We start from the raw sequence: 19,359 nt of genomic DNA on the forward strand, positions 1-19,359 counted from the left end.
CGGCGATGTGCCCGCTGCGCCGCCCGCGTGCGCAATGCATGAAGGTTGCGCACGCAACGAAACTCATTCTGACGGCTAAGTCGATGGAAATCTTTGGCATTCCGTTGCCGGCGATGCTGAGCCAGTTGCTGCTCGGGCTCGTCAACGGCTCGTTCTACGCGATCCTGAGCCTCGGGCTCGCGGTGATCTTCGGGCTGCTCAACGTGATCAACTTCGCGCACGGCGCGTTGTTCATGCTGGGCGCGATGCTCGCGTGGATGGGCCTGTCGTATTTCGGGCTGCCGTACTGGGCGATGCTGGTGCTGGCGCCGCTGATCGTCGGTGCGTTCGGGATCGCGATCGAGCGCTCGATGCTGCGCTGGCTGTACAAGCTCGATCACCTGTACGGGCTGCTGCTCACGTTCGGCCTCACGCTGGTCGTCGAAGGCGTGTTCCGGTCGATCTACGGCTCGTCCGGCCAGCCGTACGACGTACCGTCGCAGCTTTCCGGCGCAACCAACCTCGGTTTCATGTTCCTGCCGAACTACCGTGCGTGGGTCGTCGTCGCATCGCTCGCGGTGTGCCTCGCGACGTGGTTCGTGATCGAGAAGACGCGCCTGGGCGCCTACCTGCGCGCGGGCACCGAGAACCCGAAGCTGGTCGAGGCGTTCGGCGTGAACGTGCCGATGATGATCACGCTCACCTACGGCTTCGGCGTCGCGCTCGCCGCGTTCGCGGGCGTGCTGGCCGCGCCGGTGATCCAGGTGTCGCCGCTGATGGGCCAGCCGATGATCATCACCGTGTTCGCGGTGGTCGTGATCGGCGGGATGGGCTCGATCCTCGGCTCGATCGTCACGGGCCTGCTGCTCGGCGTGATCGAGGGCTTCACGCGCGTGTTCTATCCCGAAGCGTCGGCCACCGTCGTGTTCGTGATCATGGCGATCGTGCTGCTGTTCCGCCCGGCGGGCCTCTTCGGCAAGGAAAAATGATGCAGAGAAAAGTGCTCTACGGCGTGCTGCTCGCCGCACTGCTCGCGGCGCCGTTCATCGGCGCGTATCCGGTGTTCGTGATGAAGGTGCTCACGTTCGCGCTGTTCGCGGCCGCGTTCAACCTGCTGATCGGCTATACGGGGCTGCTGTCGTTCGGCCATGCGATGTTTCTCGCGACCGCCGGCTACGCGACCGGCTACTCGATACAGACGCTCGGTGTCACGCCGGAGCTCGGCGTGCTCGCGGGCACCGTCGCCGCGACGCTGCTCGGGCTCGTCGTCGGGCTGTTCGCGATCCGCCGGCAGGGCATCTACTTCGCGATGATCACGCTCGCGTTCGCGCAGATGGTCTACTTCATCTACCTGCAGGCGCCGTTCACGCACGGCGAGGACGGCCTGCAGGGCGTGCCGCGCGGCCACCTGTTCGGGCTGCTCGACCTGTCGAACGACGTCGCGCTGTACTACGTCGTGCTGGCGGTGGTGGTTGCCGCGTGCGCGTTCATCGTGCGGGTCGTCCATTCGCCGTTCGGCCAGGTGCTCGTCGCGATCAAGGAGAACGAAGCGCGCGCGATCTCGCTCGGCTACGACACCGATCGCTTCAAGCTGCTCGCGTTCATCCTGTCGGCCGGGCTCGCCGGGCTGGCGGGCTCGCTGAAGGTGCTCGTGTTGGGCTTCGAGACGCTCTCCGATGCGTACTGGACGATGTCGGGCCTCGTCGTGCTGATGACGCTCGTCGGCGGGATGGGCACGCTGTTCGGGCCGCTGCTGGGGGCCGCGCTGATCGTCGCGCTGGAAGACCGGCTCGGCGACATCGGCGAATGGCTCGCGTCGACGACGGGCGTTGCGTGGTTCCACTCGCTCGGCGAATCGGCGACGATCGTCACGGGGCTGATTTTCATCGCGTGCGTGCTGGCATTCCGGCGCGGCATCGTCGGCGAAATGGTCGCGCGGATCAAACCGCTCAGGGCGTCCTGAGCGCGGGGCCGCACGCGTCGCGTGCACGTTGATGCGAAGCACCATCCGGCACGCTTCGGAAGGGTGCCGCAGCGGGCTCGGGCCGGCGCCGCGCGGCAGACTGGTGCCCCATTTTCGTGCGGCGATGCACCATAGGGGTAAATGCTAAGTTGTCGCTCGGTGAAAGGTCCTTTAATCTTCGCCCTAGTTCTGATGCACCGCGAAACGAATTTGCAGGTGGAGAACGAGGAGACAATCGAGGCACAAAGTGCCCGGACCCTAAAGCGCTGTTGGACGGAATCCAACAGCGCTTTTTCATTTGCGTGCACGAATTTGCGTCGATGGTGCATCGAGCGGCGCCATTGCCGTGTTCCACGCCACCGTTCGCGCCGCGCATTTTCCGCGCTTCACCGCGTCCCTCCGCTTTTCCATTTTCCGCAATCCATTCGCAGACGACGTGCAGCCATGCGCATACCGTCCGGGCTTACCCGGTTGGCGTGCGCGAAAAGCGTCCGTTACACTTGGCTTTCGCCGACCGTGCGGTCGGGAATATCGGTCGGCAGTTCTCCTACAAGCAGAATGCAGAAGAGGGAGTACGGTTGGATGAGAAGCGCGGGACGTTGGATCGGGGCAGGAAGGGCGGCTGGCGCCGCTCGTTCGTCGTGGGGTGCGAGTGGTGCCATCGCGGCTTTCCCGGGCCGTTCTGCAGCCTGTATGGGCGTTCCGTCGCGATTCCGGGTCGTTGCGTTCGCATCCGTATCCGCAGCCGCGTTGGCATCCGCATGAGCTGCCGGTTTTCCGATCGTCCGCCGCTCGCGTACCTGGCCGAACCAGGCCGGATCGACGCACCTTCCGACCATCGTTGCGCACGCATCGATCGCCCGCACGATTCCGCATTTCTTCGCTTCCTTCATCCTGACGACACTGCCGCTGCGCATCGTGGCGGTCGAACGACCGCGCCGGCCGGTATCCGGCGCGCGCGTGCGGGGTGCCGGCCGGGCGCTGTCGCGCACGCGATGCTTCACGGGAAAACGAGCGTAGGCGTGGCAAGGCGAGATAGTTAAATTATTAACTTGTTTTGGGGACCGGGAGCCGCCCGAGCGACCCGTGGCTTTTTCGAGCAGCGTTTGGAGACAACGTAAATGAAGATGAATCGATGGATGGAGGCCGTGCTTGCCGCGGGCCTCGTGTGCGCGGCGGCAACGGCGTCGGCGCAGGTGAAGATCGGCGTGACGCTGTCGGCCACCGGGCCGGCCGCGTCGCTCGGGATTCCGGAAAAGAACACGATCGCGCTGCTGCCGAAGGAAATCGCGGGCAAGAGCGTGCAGTACATCGTGCTCGACGATGCATCCGACACGAGCCGCGCGGTGCAGAACGTGCGCAAGCTGATCGACGAGGACCACGTCGACGCGATCATCGGCTCGTCCGTCACGCCGAACTCGCTCGCGATGCTCGACCCCGTGTCGCAGGGCAAGACGCCGACGATTTCGCTCGCGGCGAGCGCGCAGATCATCGCGCCGATGGACGCGAAGCGCGCGTGGATGTTCAAGGTGCCGCAGAACGACCAGCTGATGGCGGACGCGATCGCCGGTTACATGGCGAAGCACGGCGTGAAGACGGTCGGCTTCATCGGCTTCGCCGATGCGTACGGCGACAGCTGGTACAACACGTTCAACGCGGCGGCCGCGAAGAACGGCCTGAAGGTCGTGTCGAACGAGCGCTTCAACCGTACCGACGCGTCGGTGATGGGGCAGGTGCTGAAGCTGATGGGCTCGAATCCCGATGCGGTGCTGATCGCCGGGTCCGGCACGCCGGCGGCGCTGCCGGCCAAGACGCTGAAGGAGCGCGGCTACAAGGGCAAGGTGTACCAGACGCACGGCGTCGCGAACAACGACTTCCTGCGCGTGTGCGGCAAGGATTGCGAAGGCGAGATCCTGCCGGCCGGCCCGGTGCTCGTGACCGACCAGCTGCCCGATTCGAATCCGGTGAAGAAGGCGGCGCTCGGGTACAAGGCCGCGTACGAGAAGGCCTACGGCGCGGGCTCGCTGGCGACGTTCGGCGGCCACGCATGGGATGCGGGGCTGCTGCTGCAGCGTGCGATTCCCGACGCGCTGAAGAAGGGCCAGCCGGGCACCGAAGCGTTCCGCGAAGCGCTGCGCGCGTCGCTCGAAAGCGTGAAGGATCTGCCCGTGTCGCACGGCGTGATCAACATGACGCCGACCGATCACAACGGCTTCGACACGCGTGCGCGCGTGATGGTGCAGATCGTCGACGGCAAGTGGAAGTTGCAGGCCGAGTAAGCATCACGTGAAACCGGCGTGCGCGGCGCGAACGGTGCCGCGCGCGCCGTCGGCAGGGCGCCGGGCCTGACGGGCCGCGCCCGTGCCGCATGGAACCACCGGGCACGCCGCGTGGCGCCTGACGCGCCGATCTTGCGGTCCGTGCACCCCGGCCGTTCCCGTCGCCGTTTCTCCGCAACATTCTCGATACACGAAACGTATGGATCTCTCGATTGCGGCGATCCTCGCGCAAGACGGCATCACGACCGGCGCCATTTATGCATTGCTGTCGCTGGCGCTCGTGCTGGTGTTTTCCGTCACGCGGGTGATCTTCATTCCCCAGGGCGAATTCGTCGCCTACGGTGCGCTGACGCTTGCAGCGTTGCAGGCGCAGAAATTTCCCGCCACCTGCTGGCTTTTATTCGTGATGGGCATCGCGTGCTTCCTGCTCGAAGTCGGCGGCCTGATCCGGCATCGCGAACGCCGCCATCAGCTCGGCCGCACGCTCGCGACGCTCGGCAGCCGCTACATCCTGCTGCCGCTCGCGGTGTTCGCGATTACGCGCAGCGTTGCCGCGCAGCCGTTGCCGATGCTCGCGCAGATCGCGCTGACGCTTGCGATCGTCGTGCCGATGGGGCCGTTCGTCTACCGGCTCGTGTACCAGCCGATTGCCGAAGGCACCACGCTGCTGCTGCTGATCGTGTCGGTCGCCGTCCATTTCGCGATGGTCGGCCTCGGGCTCGTGATGTTCGGCGCGGAAGGTTCGCGCACCAACGGGTTCTCGGATGCGTCGCTGTCGATCGGCAGCATGACGGTGTCGGTGCAGAGCATCCTGGTCGTCGTCACCGCACTCGTGCTGATCGGTGCGCTCTACGTGTACTTCGGCCGCACGATCGCGGGCAAGGCGCTGCGCGCGACGTCGGTGAACCGGCTCGGCGCGCAGCTCGTCGGCATCGGCACGACCGACGCAGGGCGGCTCGCGTTCACGTTCGCGGCGGGGCTCGGCGTGCTGTCCGGCATCCTTGTCGGCCCGCTGACGACGATCTACTACGACTCGGGCTTCCTGATCGGCCTGAAGGGCTTCGTCGGCGCGATCATCGGCGGGCTCGTCAGTTATCCGCTCGCGGCCGCCGGCTCGCTGCTCGTCGGCGTGCTCGAATCGTATTCGTCGTTCTGGGCGAGCGCATACAAGGAGGTGATCGTGTTCACGCTGATCATTCCGGTGCTGCTGTGGCGGAGCTTCGCGACGCCGCACGCGGAAGAGGAAGAGGAGTGACACGATGAAGACGATGGTACGCAACAAGACCTTCTGGGTGTTTCTCGTGGTGCTGTTCTCGCTGCCGGTGCTGCCGGGCGTGCTGCAGGTGCCCGAGTACTGGATCACGCTGCTGAACTACATCGGCCTCTACGCGATCGTCGCGATCGGGCTCGTGCTGCTGACGGGCGTCGGCGGGATGACGAGCTTCGGGCAGGCCGCGTTCGTCGGCATCGGTGCGTATGCGACCGCGTTCCTGACGACGCGGTACGGCGTGTCACCGTGGCTCGCGCTGATCGTCGGCGTCGTGCTGACGGCGCTCGTCGCGCTCGTGCTCGGCGCGGTCACGATGCGGCTGTCCGGGCACTTCCTGCCGCTCGGCACGATCGCGTGGGGCCTCGCGCTGTTCTACCTGTTCGGCAACCTCGAACTGCTCGGCAAGTACGACGGGATCAACGGGATTCCGGCGCTGAACCTGTTCGGCATCGCGCTCGAAAGCGGCCGCAGCCTGTACTTCCTGATCTGGGCCGTCGTGCTGGCCGCGATCGTGTCGGTGCAGAACCTGCTGAACAGCCGCCCGGGCCGCGCGATCCGCGCACTGCGCGGCGGCGGTGTGATGGCCGAGGCGATGGGCGTGAACACCGCGTGGATGCGCGTCGTGATCTTTGTCTACGCGGCCGTGCTCGCGGCCGTGTCGGGTTTCCTGTACGCGCACCTGCAGCGCGCGGTGAATCCGACCCCGTTCGGCCTGAACCACGGGATCGAATTCCTGTTCATGGCCGTGGTCGGCGGCGTGTCGCACGTGTGGGGCGCGGTGCTCGGCGCGGCGATCCTCACCGTGCTGCAGGACTACCTGCAGACGCTGTTGCCGAAGCTGCTCGGCTCGGAAGGCAACTTCGAGATCATCGTGTTCGGCGTGCTGATGGTGCTGCTGCTGCAGTACGCGCGCCAGGGCGTGTGGCCGTTCGTCGCGAGGCTGTTCCCGCGCGGGCCGCGCGCGCATGTGCCCGAGCACGCCGATCCGTTGCCGCAGCGCGCGAAGCCCGCGGCCGGCGAGCCGCTGCTCGTTGTCGACAACGCGCGCAAGCAGTTCGGCGGGCTCGTGGCCGTCAACGATGTCAGCTTCGACGTGAAGGCAGGGCAGATCATCGGGCTGATCGGCCCGAACGGTGCCGGCAAGTCGACCACGTTCAACCTCGTCACAGGCGTACTGAAGCCGACGAGCGGCACGATCACGTTCCGCGGCGAGCGCATCGACGGGCTCACGTCGCGCCAGATCGTCCGCCGCGGCATCGGCCGCACGTTCCAGCACGTGAAGCTGTTGCCGGCGATGACGGTGCTCGAGAACGTCGCGATCGGCGCGCATCTGCGCGGCCATACGGGCGTCTGGCGCAGCATCGCGCGCCTCAATGCCCACGAGGAGGCGCAGTTGCTGGCCGAAGCCGCGCGCCAGATCCGCCGCGTCGGGCTCGAAAAGCACATGTACGACGAAGCGGGCAGCCTCGCGCTCGGGCAGCAGCGGATTCTCGAGATTGCTCGGGCGCTGTGCTGCGATCCGACACTGCTGCTGCTCGACGAGCCGGCCGCCGGGTTGCGTTACCAGGAGAAGCAGCAACTCGCCGACCTGTTGCGGCGGCTGAAGGCGGAAGGCATGAGCGTGTTGCTCGTCGAACATGACATGGATTTCGTGATGAACCTCACCGATCGGCTGGTGGTGATGGAATTCGGCACGCGGATCGCGGAAGGGCTGCCGCAGGACGTGCAGCAGGATCCGGCCGTGCTCGAAGCGTATCTGGGCGGGGTGGAGTGATGACGGACACGACGATGCCGATTCTCGAAGTGCGCGGGCTGGCGGTCCGGTACGGGAAGGTGGAGGCACTGCACGGCGCGGCGATCAAGGTCGGTGCGGGGCAGATCGTCAGCGTGATCGGCCCGAACGGCGCCGGCAAATCGACGCTGCTGAACGCGATCATGGGGGCGCTGCCGGTGACCGGACATGCGTCGGGCGCGGTCGTGTATCGCGGCAGCGACGTCGGCGCATTGCCAGTCGAGCAGCGCGTCGCGCGCGGGATGTGCCTCGTACCGGAAAAGCGCGAGCTGTTCAGCACGATGACGGTCGAGGACAACCTCGTGCTGGGCGCGTATCGGCGCAAGCGTGCTGGTGAAGCGAACTTCCTGGACCAACTCGATCACGTGTTCGCGTTGTTTCCGCGGCTGAAGGAGCGGCGCAAGCAGGCGGCCGGCACGCTGTCGGGCGGCGAGCGGCAGATGCTTGCGGTCGGGCGAGCGCTGATGGGCAAGCCCGACCTGCTGATGCTCGACGAGCCGAGCCTCGGGCTGGCGCCGCTGATCGTGAAGGAGATCTTTCATATCATCAGTGCGTTGCGCGGTACGGGTGTTGCGACGTTGCTGATCGAGCAGAACGCACGGGCCGCGTTGCAGATCTCCGACTACGGTTATGTGCTGGAGACGGGCGAGTTTGCGCTGGAGGGGCCGGCAGCCGAACTCGCGCAGAATCCGCGCGTGATCGAGACGTACCTCGGGCTGGCGAAGAAAACGGCCTGATTGTTCGAGCGGTTGGCGGGAAACGGGCGGCGTGTTTCACGTGAAACACGCCGCTTTTGTTTGGAGGATCGGGCGATGCCTCGATGGCCCGAGGCCGGGGGATAAGTATCGGGTGAATAGTTGGAAGTTCTGTGTGGTGCTGGCGGATAAGGTGTCCACAGTGCGGTTGATGATCCTGCGTCTTGCTTCACAGGTTGGGTTCACGGTGCATGGATTTCTGCACAGACCAGCGATGTGCTGGTTCTCGGTGGATAAGTGCCGGATCAATAGCCGGAAAGTCTGTGAGGAAGAGGGCGGGCGCGGCAGGCAGAGGGTGTTGTGTCCGGGTTGTTGCGTCGACCACAGGCTTTGATTGCCGCATGTGTTCCTCGTGCGGCTTTCCCGATGCGGTGGTCTTTGCACAGCCGCTGCGATGTGCGGCGAACTGACCGAGAGTATTGTCGGAGCAGGCCTAGCACCACGAATTCATGTGGCTACCGTCGAAAAATCGACGAAATGCACAGACCCTACCATTCGGACGGCCTTCGGGTGAAAAGCGAACCCGCTATAATTCCGCCCATACATTTCTCAGATAGGTTCGTGCGCAGTCCTGCGTACGGAATCCCACCATGCTTTTTCCCACAGAATTTGACGTCATCGTCGTCGGTGGCGGTCACGCCGGCACGGAAGCCGCGTTGGCGTCCGCCCGAATGGGCGCGAAGACACTGCTGCTGACCCACAACATCGAAACGCTCGGGCAGATGAGCTGCAATCCGTCGATCGGCGGCATTGGCAAGGGCCATCTGGTCAAGGAAGTCGATGCGCTGGGCGGCGCGATGGCCGCCGCGACGGACGAGAGCGGTATTCAGTTCCGGATCCTCAATTCGTCGAAGGGCCCGGCCGTGCGTGCGACGCGCGCGCAGGCCGATCGCATCCTGTACAAGGCCGCGATCCGTCACCGGCTCGAAAACCAGCCGAACCTGTGGCTGTTCCAGCAGGCTGTCGACGACCTGATGGTCGAAGGCGACCGTGTGGTGGGCGCCGTCACGCAGATCGGCATCCGCTTCCGCGCTCGCGCGGTCGTGCTGACCGCCGGCACGTTCCTCGACGGCAAGATCCACGTCGGCCTGAACAACTACACGGGCGGCCGCGCGGGCGATCCGGCGGCCGTGTCGCTGTCGTCGCGCCTGAAGGAACTGAAGCTGCCGCAGGGTCGCCTGAAGACCGGTACGCCGCCGCGTATCGACGGCCGTACGATCGACTTCTCGAAGCTGGACGAGCAGCCGGGCGACCTCGATCCGATCCCCGTGTTCTCGTTCCTGGGCCGTACGGAGCAGCATCCGCAGCAGCTGCCGTGCTGGGTCACGCACACGAACGAGCGCACGCACGACATCATTCGCGGCGGCCTCGACCGTTCGCCTATGTATACAGGCGTGATCGAAGGCGTCGGGCCGCGTTATTGCCCGTCGATCGAGGACAAGATCCACCGGTTCGCATCGAAGGAATCGCACCAGATCTTCCTCGAGCCGGAAGGGCTGACGACCAACGAGTTTTACCCGAACGGGATCTCGACGAGCCTGCCGTTCGACGTCCAGCTCGAGCTCGTGCATTCGATGCGCGGCCTCGAGAACGCGCACATCCTGCGCCCCGGCTACGCAATCGAGTACGACTATTTCGACCCGCGCGCGCTGAAGGCGTCGCTCGAGACGAAGGCGATCAATGGGCTGTTCTTTGCGGGCCAGATCAACGGCACGACCGGCTATGAAGAAGCGGCCGCGCAAGGCCTGCTGGCCGGCCTCAATGCGGGCCGCTATGTGCAGGAGAAGGACGCATGGTGTCCGCGCCGCGACCAGGCCTATCTGGGCGTGCTGGTCGACGATCTCGTGACGCGTGGTGTGGCCGAGCCGTACCGGATGTTCACGAGTCGCGCCGAGTATCGCCTGAGCCTGCGTGAAGACAACGCCGACATGCGCCTGACCGAGATGGGTCGCGAACTGGGGCTCGTCGACGACGCGCGCTGGGATGCGTTCAGCCGAAAGCGCGACGCTGTTTCACGTGAAACCGAACGCCTGAAGTCGACGTGGGTCACGCCGAAGACGCTGCCGCCGGAAGAGGCGACCGCGCTGCTTGGCAAGGCGATCGATCACGAATACAGCCTCGCCGAGTTGCTGCGCCGCCCGGGTATCAGCTACGACGGCGTATGTGGTCTGAAGGGCGGCGAATGCGGCCCCGCGGAGCCGCTGGCCGACGATCCGGTGATGCTCGAGCAGATCAAGGAACAGGTCGAGATCGGCATCAAGTATCAGGGTTATATCGAGCGCCAGGCATCCGAGATCGAACGCAACGATGCGAACGAGAACACGCGCCTGCCGGACGGCATCGATTACCGCGAAGTTCGCGGTCTGTCGTTCGAGGTGAGCCAGAAGCTCAACGAGTTCCGACCGGAAACGATCGGGCAGGCGTCGCGCATCTCGGGCGTCACACCGGCGGCCATCTCGCTGCTGATGGTGCACCTGAAGCGCCGTGGCCTGGGGCGTCGTAATGGCACTGCCGCAGAGGCAACGGAGCAGGGGGACGGTGCCGTCCCGACGCAACAATGACGGCGCGTCGCGCGCCGGCGGTTAATCGGGACGTACTGGAACAGATGCTCGTCGACGGCACGACTGCGCTCGACATCACGCTGACGGATGCACAACGCGACCAACTGCTCGATTATGTCGCGCTGCTCGGCAAGTGGAACGCGGTCTACAACCTGACCGCGATCCGCGACCCGAAGCAGATGCTGATTCAGCATATCCTCGATTCGCTTTCCATCGTCCCGCCTCTGCGCGGCCGTGCATCGGCCCGCGTGCTCGACGTCGGTTCGGGTGGCGGGTTGCCGGGTATCGTGCTGGCGATCGTCGAGCCGGACTGGCAGGTCACGCTGAACGATATCGTGCAGAAGAAGTCTGCATTCCAGACGCAAATGCGTGCGGAGCTGAAGCTCTCGAACCTGTCGGTCGTCACCGGGCGGGTCGAATCGCTGCAGCCGGGCGTCGAAGTGCCGGAAAAATTCGACATGATCGTCTCTCGCGCCTTCGCTGATCTGTCCGACTTCGTTAAACTTGCTCGACATCTGGTTGCGCAGGGCGGATCGATCTGGGCGATGAAGGGCGTACACCCGGACGACGAGATTGCACGGTTGCCGGAAGGCAGCCGCGTAAAGCAGACGATGCGGCTGGCGGTGCCGATGCTCGATGCCGAACGGCATCTGATCGAAGTGGCCGTCGACGAAGCGAATTGAAGGCGCGCTGTAGCGCGCCGATTGTTTGAAGTAAGAGGAACACACCTACGATGGCAAAGATCTTCTGCGTTGCAAACCAGAAGGGGGGCGTCGGCAAGACGACGACATCGGTCAATCTCGCCGCAAGCCTTGCAGCGCAGGAGCAACGAGTCCTGCTGATCGATCTCGACCCGCAGGGCAACGCGACGATGGGTAGCGGGATCGACAAGGCCGCGTGCGAATCGACCGTGTACGAAGTACTGGTCGACGGCGTGTCGGTGAGCGACGCGCGCGTGCGCCCGGAGGGCGTCACCTACGACGTGCTGCCCGCGAACCGCGAGCTGTCTGGTGCCGAGATCGAACTGATCAGCATCGACAACCGCGAGCGCCGGCTGAAGGCCGCGCTCGAGTCCGTCGCCGACGACTACGATTTCGTGCTGATCGATTGCCCGCCGACGTTGTCGCTGCTGACGCTGAACGGGCTGTGCGCGGCGCATGGCGTCGTGATCCCGATGCAGTGCGAGTACTTCGCGCTGGAGGGGTTGTCGGACCTCGTCAACACGATCAAGCAGGTTCACGCGAACATGAACCGCGACCTGAAGATCATCGGCTTGCTGCGCGTGATGTTCGATCCGCGCATCACGCTGCAGCAGCAAGTCTCCGATCAACTGAAAGCGCACTTCGGCGACAAGGTGTTCGACGCGGTGATTCCGCGCAACGTGCGCCTGGCGGAAGCGCCGAGTTACGGGCTGCCGGGCGTCGTGTTCGACCGCAGCTCGCGCGGTGCGCAAGCGTATCTCCAGTTCGGTGCCGAGATGATCGAACGCGTCCGCGCGTTCGAGGTGTCGTGATCCGGACATGAGCGAAGCGAGGAAGAAAGACATGAACGCGGTACCAAAGAAGAAGGGCTTGGGACGTGGCCTCGAAGCGCTGCTCGGTGGCAGTGCCGATATCACCGAAGCGGTGAAGATCGAAGGGGCGCCGAACACGCTCGCGCTCGGCAAGCTGCAGGCCGGCAAGTACCAGCCGCGGACGCGGATGGACGAAGGCAGCCTGCAGGAGCTGGCGGCAAGCATTCGCGCACAGGGCGTGATGCAGCCGATCCTGGTACGGCCTATTTCATCAGACAAATACGAGATCATCGCAGGTGAGCGGCGCTTCCGCGCGGCGCGCCTGGCCGGCCTCGACGAAGTGCCGGTGCTCGTGAAGGACGTGTCCGATCAGGCCGCCGCGGCGATGGCGCTGATCGAGAACATCCAGCGCGAGGATCTGAATCCGCTTGAAGAGGCGCACGGTATCCAGCGCCTGCTCGACGAGTTCGGTTTCACGCACGAGCAGGCGGCCGAATCGGTCGGCCGTTCGCGCAGCGCGGTGTCGAACCTGCTGCGCCTGCTGAACCTCGCGTCGCCGGTGCAGACGATGCTGCTGGCCGGCGATCTCGACATGGGGCACGCGCGTGCGCTGCTCGCCGTCGATGCGGCAACGCAGATCACGCTCGCCCATCAGGTCGTCAACAAGCGCATGTCGGTGCGCGAGACCGAGAAGCTCGTCGCACATACGACGAAGGAAGCGCCGGCCGTGAAGGCGCGCGCGAAGGACGATGGCGGCCGCGATACGCGCCGTCTTGAAGAAGAGTTGTCCGACTTGCTCGCATCGACGGTGAAGATCAAGCTCGGCCGCCGCGGGCGAGGGCAGGTGATGATCGACTTCGGCAGCCTCGACTCGCTCGAGGGCATTCTCGCGCGGCTGCGCGGCAACGTCGCGACCGAAGAGTAACGGGTTGCCGATGGAGAAGACGGGCGCACCGGCGCCGCGCCGGTGGCTCGGATGGCTTGCGCAGGAGCCGGTACTGTCGGTGCTCGCGCTTGGCCTGATCGTGCTGCAATGGGTGCGTCCGCAACCATTTTCCGTGCTGGCCGGTCGCGTCGACTGGCAGACGGTCGCGACGCTCGCGGGCCTGCTGATGCTGACCAAGGCACTCGAGTTGTCCGGTTGCCTGATGTGGCTCGCACACCGTATCGTGCATCACGTGCACTCCGAACGCGGGCTCGCGATGCTGCTCGTCGTGTTTGCCGCGGTGCTGTCGATGTGGCTCACCAACGACGTCGCGCTGTTCGTCGTCGTGCCGTTGATGGTGTCGCTGCGCGCGCTGACGCCGCTGCCGTTCCGGCGGCTCGTGATCGTCGTCGCGCTGGCCGTCAATGCGGGGTCCGTCGCGACGCCGCTCGGCAATCCCCAGAACCTGTTCCTGTGGCAATTGAGCGGCGTGTCGTTCGGCCACTTCGTGGTCACGCTCGGGCCGCTCGCGATCGCGTTGATGGTGCTGCTGCTCGCGCTGACCGCGTGCGCGTTTCGCGCGAAGCCGCTCGACCTGTCGGGCGACGTTGTCGCACTTCCGGTGCAGCGCATGCATGCGTTGATCGCCGCGGTCCTGTTCGCCGCGTTCGTGCTGCTCGCCGATGCGCACCACCCGCTGCCGGGCCTGGTGGCGGTCGCGATCATGCTGCTCGTCGTAAAACGTGATGCAGTCCTCAGGATCGACTGGCTGCTGCTGCTGATTTTCGTGCTGATGTTCGTCGTGCTGCGCAGCGCGGCTGCGCTGCCTGCTATCCATGACGCGATTGCGCGCGCCCAGCTCGATTCGCCGCTGCGTGTCTTTGCGGCCGGCGCCGTGCTGTCGCAGGGGATCAGCAACGTGCCGGCGGCCATCCTGCTGTCCGAATTCACGCGCGACTGGCGCGCGCTTGCATTCGGCGTATCGGTCGGCGGCTTCGGGTTCGCGATCGGTTCGCTCGCGAACCTGATCGCGGTGCGTCTCGCGAAGGAGCCGCGCATGTGGCTGCCGTTCCACCTCGTCTCGATTCCGTTCGCGCTCGCGAGCGCCGCACTGGGCGCGTGGCTGCTCGTGCACGGCTGAACGATGCGGGCGTGTGCGGCACAGGCGCGCCATTCGGGTGGTGGGGTGGGTGCACAGCGTTCGCGGTGGTTGCGGGGCTGTTGATAAGTGCGACCATCCACAGTCGATCGTCTGTGGTGGCATGACAACTGATTGGATGGATCGACGCACCAGCGTCAGATCGAATTTCGCGCATCGGGTGCGGCGGATCGGTTGCCGTGCCTTGCTTGTTCCGGTGCGTCGCACAGAACAATTCCGGCCGGCTGCGCCACAGCGAATTTCCTGCGGGGATCGCGCCGCACTACCGACACGCGCGCCCAGCATCGTTTGCGCGCGATTCCATCGTCGACGCATTTTTCCCGGCAAGAAATACCTGCGCGAAAAACCGACCTTACAACTGTCATCGTACGTCGTCGGTTCGCCCGTTTTTCACATGATGAGGCGACGTTTTACGCAGATTTTTGTCGCGTCTAAAGCCTTGAATCACCTGCAACTATCGCTTACAATCGCCCGGATTTGTTAGCTAGGCACCCCCGAAAGCTTTCGGAAAGATTGGGGCGGATTGGGATTTTGCGGAAGGTTGCGATGGCGGGTCAGGAGGAGCCGAACAATGGGCACGACAAGCACAGCGCACGCCGTAATACCGCACCGGTTGTCGAGACGCGGCACGTAGCCGACGACGATTGGGATGCCGAGCAGCAAGACGACACAACAATCGTTCCGCTTACGCGGGCCGAAGCGGAAACGCTGTTCGGGCCGGATGTAAGCCGACCCTCGCGGGTCACGCCCTACCGGGTGGTGATCGCGCAAGTGGTCTTGTCCTTGGTTGCAACGCTGGCGTGGTGGCTGTTTTCCTCGAAGCCGCCGGGCGCCGCTGCGCAATCTGCATTTCTGGGCGGAGCGATTGGCTGGGTGCCGAGCGCATTGTTTGCGGCGCGTTTGAGGCGAGGCGGTGCCGACACCGTGATGGGTTGGGTGGTCGGCGAAGTACTCAAGATGGGTGCGACGATCGCGCTGTTCGTGGCGATCGCCGTGTGGTACCCCGGTGTGCACTGGGTGCCGTTGCTCATTACGTACTTGCTCGTGCTGAAAACGTACTGGATTGCGTTGGCCTGGCGATAGGCTGTGAGACCTTGCGCAGTTCGACAGGAACATGCGCAGGCGCGTTCCCGCAATAAATTGTTGCGGCGAAGCGGATAGACCGATTTTCGACAATTTGGGTGGCACTAACGATATGGCAACCAGCGAAGGCTCGCGTGCTCTGGATCCGTCCGAGTACATTGCGCACCACTTGCAGAATTTCTCCACCGCGCATCAGACGTCGATTTTCGATATTCACGTCTGGAATCTCGACACGCTGTTCTGGTCGATCGTCTGCGGTCTCGTTACGATCCTGATCCTGTACATGGCTGCCCGCAAGGCTACGCCGGGCGTGCCGGGTCGTTTCCAGTGCATGATCGAAATGATCGTCGAGATGGTGGAAGACCAGTCGAAAGCGGTCGTTCACGGCAATCGTACCTTCATTGCTCCGCTCGCGCTGACCGTGTTCATCTGGGTCGCTCTGATGAACTCCCTCGACTTTCTCCCCGTCGACCTGCCGGGCCGCGTGATCGGCGTGCTGGGCCTGTCGGAAGTCATCCCGCATCATCGCATCGTCCCGACGGCCGACCTGAACGGCACGCTCGGCATCGCACTCGGCGTCTTCGTGCTGATGATCTACTACAGCATCAAGATCAAGGGCGCGGGCGGCTTCGTGCATGAACTCGTGTCGGCTCCGTTCGGTGCGCATCCGCTGCTGTGGATCCCGAACCTCGGCCTGAACATCGTTGAATATGTCGCCAAGACCGTGTCGCTCGGCATGCGGCTGTTCGGCAACATGTATGCAGGCGAACTGCTGTTCCTGCTGATCGCGTTGCTTGGCAGCATGTGGGGTTTCGGTGCGGACGCATCGGTGCTGGGCTTCATCGGCCACATCCTCGCGGGCAGCATCTGGGCGATCTTCCACATCCTGATTGTTTTGCTGCAAGCGTTCATTTTCATGATGCTGACGCTGGTGTATCTCGGCCAGGCTCACGAATCGCACTAAGCAGCCGGACAATCAAGCAGGTTTGTTTTTAGTTTTTCTTTTAATTCCAGTTCCAAGTCTTTTCACAAAGGAGTGATCATGCAAGCTTTCATCGCCAACATCCAAGGTCTGACCGCTATCGGTATCGGTATCATCATCGGCCTCGGTGCGATCGGCGCCTGTATCGGTATTGGTCTGATGGGTGGCAAGTACATCGAAGCATGCGCACGTCAGCCTGAGCTGATCAACCCGCTGCAAACGAAGATGTTCCTGCTGGCTGGTCTGATCGATGCGGCGTTCCTGATCGGTGTCGGCGTGGCAATGCTGTTTGCATTCGCGAACCCGCTCCTGTCGAAGCTCGCAGGCTAAGGTTCCTCGGAAGATTTGCGCCAGCGATCGCCGGCGCAGGGTGGAACGGATGACGAGCGCCAATCGAATTCACATTCGACGCGCTCCTCCTCGTTTCAATTTCCGGAATAGCAGATAAGGAAACACCGTGAATCTTAACGCAACCCTGTTTGCGCAAATGGTCGTGTTCCTGATCCTCGCGTGGTTCACGATGAAGTTCGTGTGGCCGCCGTTGATCAACGCCCTCGACGAGCGCTCGAAGAAAATTGCCGATGGCCTCTCGGCCGCGGAAAAGGGTCAGGCGGAACTCGCAGCGGCGCACAAGCGCGTCGACCAGGAACTCGCGCAGGCCCGTAACGACGGTCAACAACGCATTGCCGACGCTGAAAAGCGCGCGCAGGCCGTTGCCGAAGAAATCAAGGCTCAAGCCCATGCCGAAGCCGCCCGCATCATCGCTCAGGCGAAGGCGGACGCGGATCAGCAAATCGTGAAGGCGCGTGAAACGCTGCGCGGCGAAGTCGCCACGCTGGCGGTCAAGGGCGCCGAGCAGATCCTGAAGCGCGAAGTCGATCAAACGGCCCACGCCGAACTGCTGAATCAACTGAAAGCCGAGCTCTGATCATGGCCGAACTTGCAACCATCGCCCGCCCTTACGCAGAAGCGCTGTTCCGCGTGGCCGAGGGTGGTGATATCGCCGCCTGGTCCACGCTCGTGCAAGAGCTGGCTCAGGTTGCGCACCTGCCCGAAGTGCTGTCTGTCGCGTCGAGTCCGAAAGTGAGTCGCGCGCAGGTCAACGAGCTGCTGCTCGCCGCGGTGAAATCGCCGCTCGCGACCAGCGCGGAAGCGAAGAACTTCGTGCAGATGCTGGTCGAAAATCACCGTATCGCGCTGCTGCCGGAAATCTCCACGCAGTTCGACGAGCTGAAGAATGCGCGCGAAGGCGCGGCAGACGTGCAGATCGTCAGCGCGTTTCCGCTCGAAGGCGCACAGCTCACCGACCTCATCGCCAGCCTCGAACGCAAGTTCAAGCGCAAACTGAAGCCGACGGTCGAGACCGATGCGTCGCTGATCGGCGGCGTGCGCGTGACGGTCGGCGACGAAGTGCTCGATACCTCGGTCCGCGCGCGGCTCGCCAGCATGCAGACAGCCTTGAGCGCTTGAGCGCCCAGGCAGCCGGCACGCAACAGAATTGACTATCAGGAGCGAATAATGCAACTCAATCCCTCTGAGATCAGCGAGCTGATCAAGAGCCGGATCCAGGGCCTTGAAGCGAGCGCAGACGTTCGCAACCAGGGCACCGTGATCTCCGTGACCGACGGTATCGTGCGTATCCACGGCCTGTCGGACGTGATGCAGGGCGAAATGCTCGAGTTTCCGGGCAACACGTTCGGCCTCGCGCTGAACCTCGAGCGCGACTCGGTCGGCGCGGTGATTCTCGGCGAATACGAACACATCTCGGAAGGCGACATCGTCAAGACGACGGGCCGCATTCTGGAAGTCCCGGTTGGTCCGGAACTCGTCGGCCGCGTGGTCGATGCGCTCGGCAACCCGATCGACGGCAAGGGCCCGGTCAATGCAAAGCTGACCGACGCGATCGAAAAGATCGCTCCGGGCGTGATCTGGCGTAAGTCGGTGTCGCAGCCGGTGCAGACGGGCATCAAGTCGATCGACGCGATGGTGCCGATCGGCCGTGGCCAGCGTGAGCTGATCATCGGCGACCGTCAGTGCGGCAAGACCGCGGTGGCGCTCGACGCGATCATCAACCAGAAGGGCAAGGACCTGATCTGTATCTACGTCGCGATCGGCCAGAAGGCTTCGTCGATCATGAACGTGGTTCGCAAGCTCGAAGAAACGGGCGCGATGGAATACACGATCGTCGTCGCCGCGTCGGCATCGGATTCCGCCGCAATGCAGTACCTGGCACCGTACGCCGGCTGCACGATGGGCGAATACTTCCGCGACCGCGGTCAAGACGCGCTGATCATTTATGACGACTTGACCAAGCAAGCCTGGGCATACCGTCAGATCTCGCTGCTGCTGCGCCGCCCGCCGGGCCGTGAAGCATACCCGGGTGACGTGTTCTATCTGCACTCGCGTCTGCTCGAGCGTGCGGCTCGCGTGTCGGAAGAGTACGTCGAGAAGTTCACGAACGGCGAAGTGAAGGGCAAGAGCGGTTCGCTGACGGCACTGCCGGTCATCGAAACGCAGGCAGGCGACGTGACCGCGTTCGTTCCGACGAACGTGATCTCGATTACCGACGGCCAGATCTTCCTGGAAACCGACCTGTTCAACGCAGGCATCCGCCCGGCAATCAACGCCGGCGTGTCGGTGTCGCGAGTCGGTGGCGCCGCTCAGACGAAGGTCGTGAAGAAGCTGTCGGGCGGTATCCGTACCGACCTCGCGCAGTACCGTGAACTCGCCGCATTCGCGCAGTTCGCATCGGACCTCGACGAAGCGACCCGCAAGCAGCTCGAGCGTGGCCGCCGCGTGACGGAACTGCTGAAGCAGCCGCAGTACCAGCCGCTGCAGGTGTGGGAACTGGCCGTGTCGCTGTACGCCGCAAACAACGGCTACCTCGACGACCTCGACGTCAAGCAAGTGCTGGCGTTCGAGAAGGGCCTGCGCGACAACCTGAAGACCAGCCACGCTGACCTCATCAAGCGCATCGAAGACACCAAGGATCTCTCGAAGGACGACGAAGGCGCGCTGCGCGCGGCGATCGAATCCTTCAAGAAGTCCGGTGCCTATTGATCCGCGAGTGACACACTGAGGCCGCGCGGGTGTGTGAT

Annotated in this window: 18 protein-coding genes; 17 read left to right on the top strand and 1 reads right to left on the bottom strand. The window is 64.1% G+C overall.

Annotated features, from left to right (window positions below; all coding sequences use genetic code 11):
* Positions 1-83 precede the first annotated feature (83 nt).
* Both ACN22W_RS00510 and ACN22W_RS00515 read left to right on the top strand, forming a co-directional pair.
* Entirely contained in the window at positions 84-968 is an 885-nt protein-coding gene (locus ACN22W_RS00510; RefSeq protein ID WP_419685700.1) for a branched-chain amino acid ABC transporter permease, read from the top strand.
* Complete coding sequence (locus tag ACN22W_RS00515; RefSeq protein ID WP_412022727.1) at positions 968-1,942, top strand: branched-chain amino acid ABC transporter permease; 975 nt, start codon at positions 968-970, stop codon at positions 1,940-1,942. The genes ACN22W_RS00510 and ACN22W_RS00515 overlap by 1 nt, the downstream gene beginning before the upstream one ends.
* Before the next feature lie 494 nt (positions 1,943-2,436).
* On the opposite strand, the gene ACN22W_RS00520 is transcribed toward ACN22W_RS00515, so the two are convergent.
* A complete protein-coding gene (locus ACN22W_RS00520; protein WP_419685701.1) occupies positions 2,437-2,946 on the bottom strand; it encodes a hypothetical protein in 510 nt (169 codons plus the stop codon).
* A gap of 117 nt (positions 2,947-3,063) precedes the next feature.
* On the opposite strand from ACN22W_RS00520, the gene ACN22W_RS00525 reads away from it, so the two are divergent.
* The 15 genes from ACN22W_RS00525 (at position 3,064) to atpA (ending at position 19,321) form a co-directional block, all read left to right on the top strand.
* On the top strand, positions 3,064-4,221 hold the full coding sequence (locus ACN22W_RS00525; protein ID WP_193097390.1) for an ABC transporter substrate-binding protein: 1,158 nt from the start codon (positions 3,064-3,066) through the stop codon (positions 4,219-4,221).
* Positions 4,222-4,420: 199 nt separating this feature from the next.
* The gene (locus ACN22W_RS00530; RefSeq protein ID WP_419685702.1) at positions 4,421-5,476 is read left to right on the top strand and encodes a branched-chain amino acid ABC transporter permease; all 1,056 of its coding nucleotides are present in this window, start codon (positions 4,421-4,423) and stop codon (positions 5,474-5,476) included.
* A gap of 4 nt (positions 5,477-5,480) precedes the next feature.
* Entirely contained in the window at positions 5,481-7,265 is a 1,785-nt protein-coding gene (locus ACN22W_RS00535; protein WP_129513363.1) for an ABC transporter permease subunit, read from the top strand.
* On the top strand, positions 7,265-8,020 hold the full coding sequence (locus tag ACN22W_RS00540; protein ID WP_419685704.1) for an ABC transporter ATP-binding protein: 756 nt from the start codon (positions 7,265-7,267) through the stop codon (positions 8,018-8,020). The genes ACN22W_RS00535 and ACN22W_RS00540 overlap by 1 nt, the downstream gene beginning before the upstream one ends.
* Positions 8,021-8,628: 608 nt before the next feature.
* Positions 8,629-10,599 carry a tRNA uridine-5-carboxymethylaminomethyl(34) synthesis enzyme MnmG gene (gene mnmG, locus ACN22W_RS00545; RefSeq protein ID WP_419685706.1) on the top strand — a complete coding sequence of 657 codons (1,971 nt, stop codon included), beginning with the start codon at positions 8,629-8,631 and terminating at the stop codon, positions 10,597-10,599.
* Entirely contained in the window at positions 10,596-11,282 is a 687-nt protein-coding gene (rsmG, locus tag ACN22W_RS00550; RefSeq protein WP_419685707.1) for a 16S rRNA (guanine(527)-N(7))-methyltransferase RsmG, read from the top strand. Before mnmG ends, rsmG begins: the two co-directional genes overlap by 4 nt.
* A 50-nt stretch (positions 11,283-11,332) precedes the next feature.
* Positions 11,333-12,112 (top strand): ParA family protein, encoded by a 780-nt coding sequence (locus tag ACN22W_RS00555; protein ID WP_129513366.1) that lies wholly within the window; start codon positions 11,333-11,335, stop codon positions 12,110-12,112.
* A gap of 31 nt (positions 12,113-12,143) precedes the next feature.
* Positions 12,144-13,037 carry a ParB/RepB/Spo0J family partition protein gene (locus ACN22W_RS00560; protein WP_129513367.1) on the top strand — a complete coding sequence of 298 codons (894 nt, stop codon included), beginning with the start codon at positions 12,144-12,146 and terminating at the stop codon, positions 13,035-13,037.
* Between the two features lie 10 nt (positions 13,038-13,047).
* Entirely contained in the window at positions 13,048-14,178 is a 1,131-nt protein-coding gene (locus ACN22W_RS00565; RefSeq protein WP_343494385.1) for an SLC13 family permease, read from the top strand.
* Between the two features lie 564 nt (positions 14,179-14,742).
* Complete coding sequence (locus tag ACN22W_RS00570) at positions 14,743-15,279, top strand: ATP synthase subunit I (protein WP_129513369.1); 537 nt, start codon at positions 14,743-14,745, stop codon at positions 15,277-15,279.
* Between the two features lie 112 nt (positions 15,280-15,391).
* A complete protein-coding gene (gene atpB / locus ACN22W_RS00575; RefSeq protein ID WP_412023366.1) occupies positions 15,392-16,243 on the top strand; it encodes a F0F1 ATP synthase subunit A in 852 nt (283 codons plus the stop codon).
* A 78-nt stretch (positions 16,244-16,321) separates the two neighbouring features.
* Positions 16,322-16,591, top strand: coding sequence for a F0F1 ATP synthase subunit C (atpE, locus tag ACN22W_RS00580; RefSeq protein WP_025990054.1), 270 nt, complete (start codon positions 16,322-16,324; stop codon positions 16,589-16,591).
* A gap of 127 nt (positions 16,592-16,718) precedes the next feature.
* Positions 16,719-17,189 carry a F0F1 ATP synthase subunit B gene (locus ACN22W_RS00585; protein WP_048247917.1) on the top strand — a complete coding sequence of 157 codons (471 nt, stop codon included), beginning with the start codon at positions 16,719-16,721 and terminating at the stop codon, positions 17,187-17,189.
* A gap of 2 nt (positions 17,190-17,191) precedes the next feature.
* Positions 17,192-17,731, top strand: a complete 540-nt coding sequence (locus tag ACN22W_RS00590) for a F0F1 ATP synthase subunit delta (RefSeq protein WP_048247914.1) — start codon at positions 17,192-17,194, stop codon at positions 17,729-17,731.
* 48 nt (positions 17,732-17,779) lie between these two features.
* Positions 17,780-19,321: a F0F1 ATP synthase subunit alpha gene (gene atpA / locus ACN22W_RS00595; RefSeq protein WP_096506711.1), complete on the top strand. Its 1,542-nt coding sequence runs from the start codon at positions 17,780-17,782 to the stop codon at positions 19,319-19,321.
* Positions 19,322-19,359: the final 38 nt, after the last annotated feature.

Origin of the sequence: Burkholderia theae, assembly GCF_048565265.1 — a bacterium.
Taxonomy (GTDB): domain Bacteria; phylum Pseudomonadota; class Gammaproteobacteria; order Burkholderiales; family Burkholderiaceae; genus Burkholderia; species Burkholderia theae.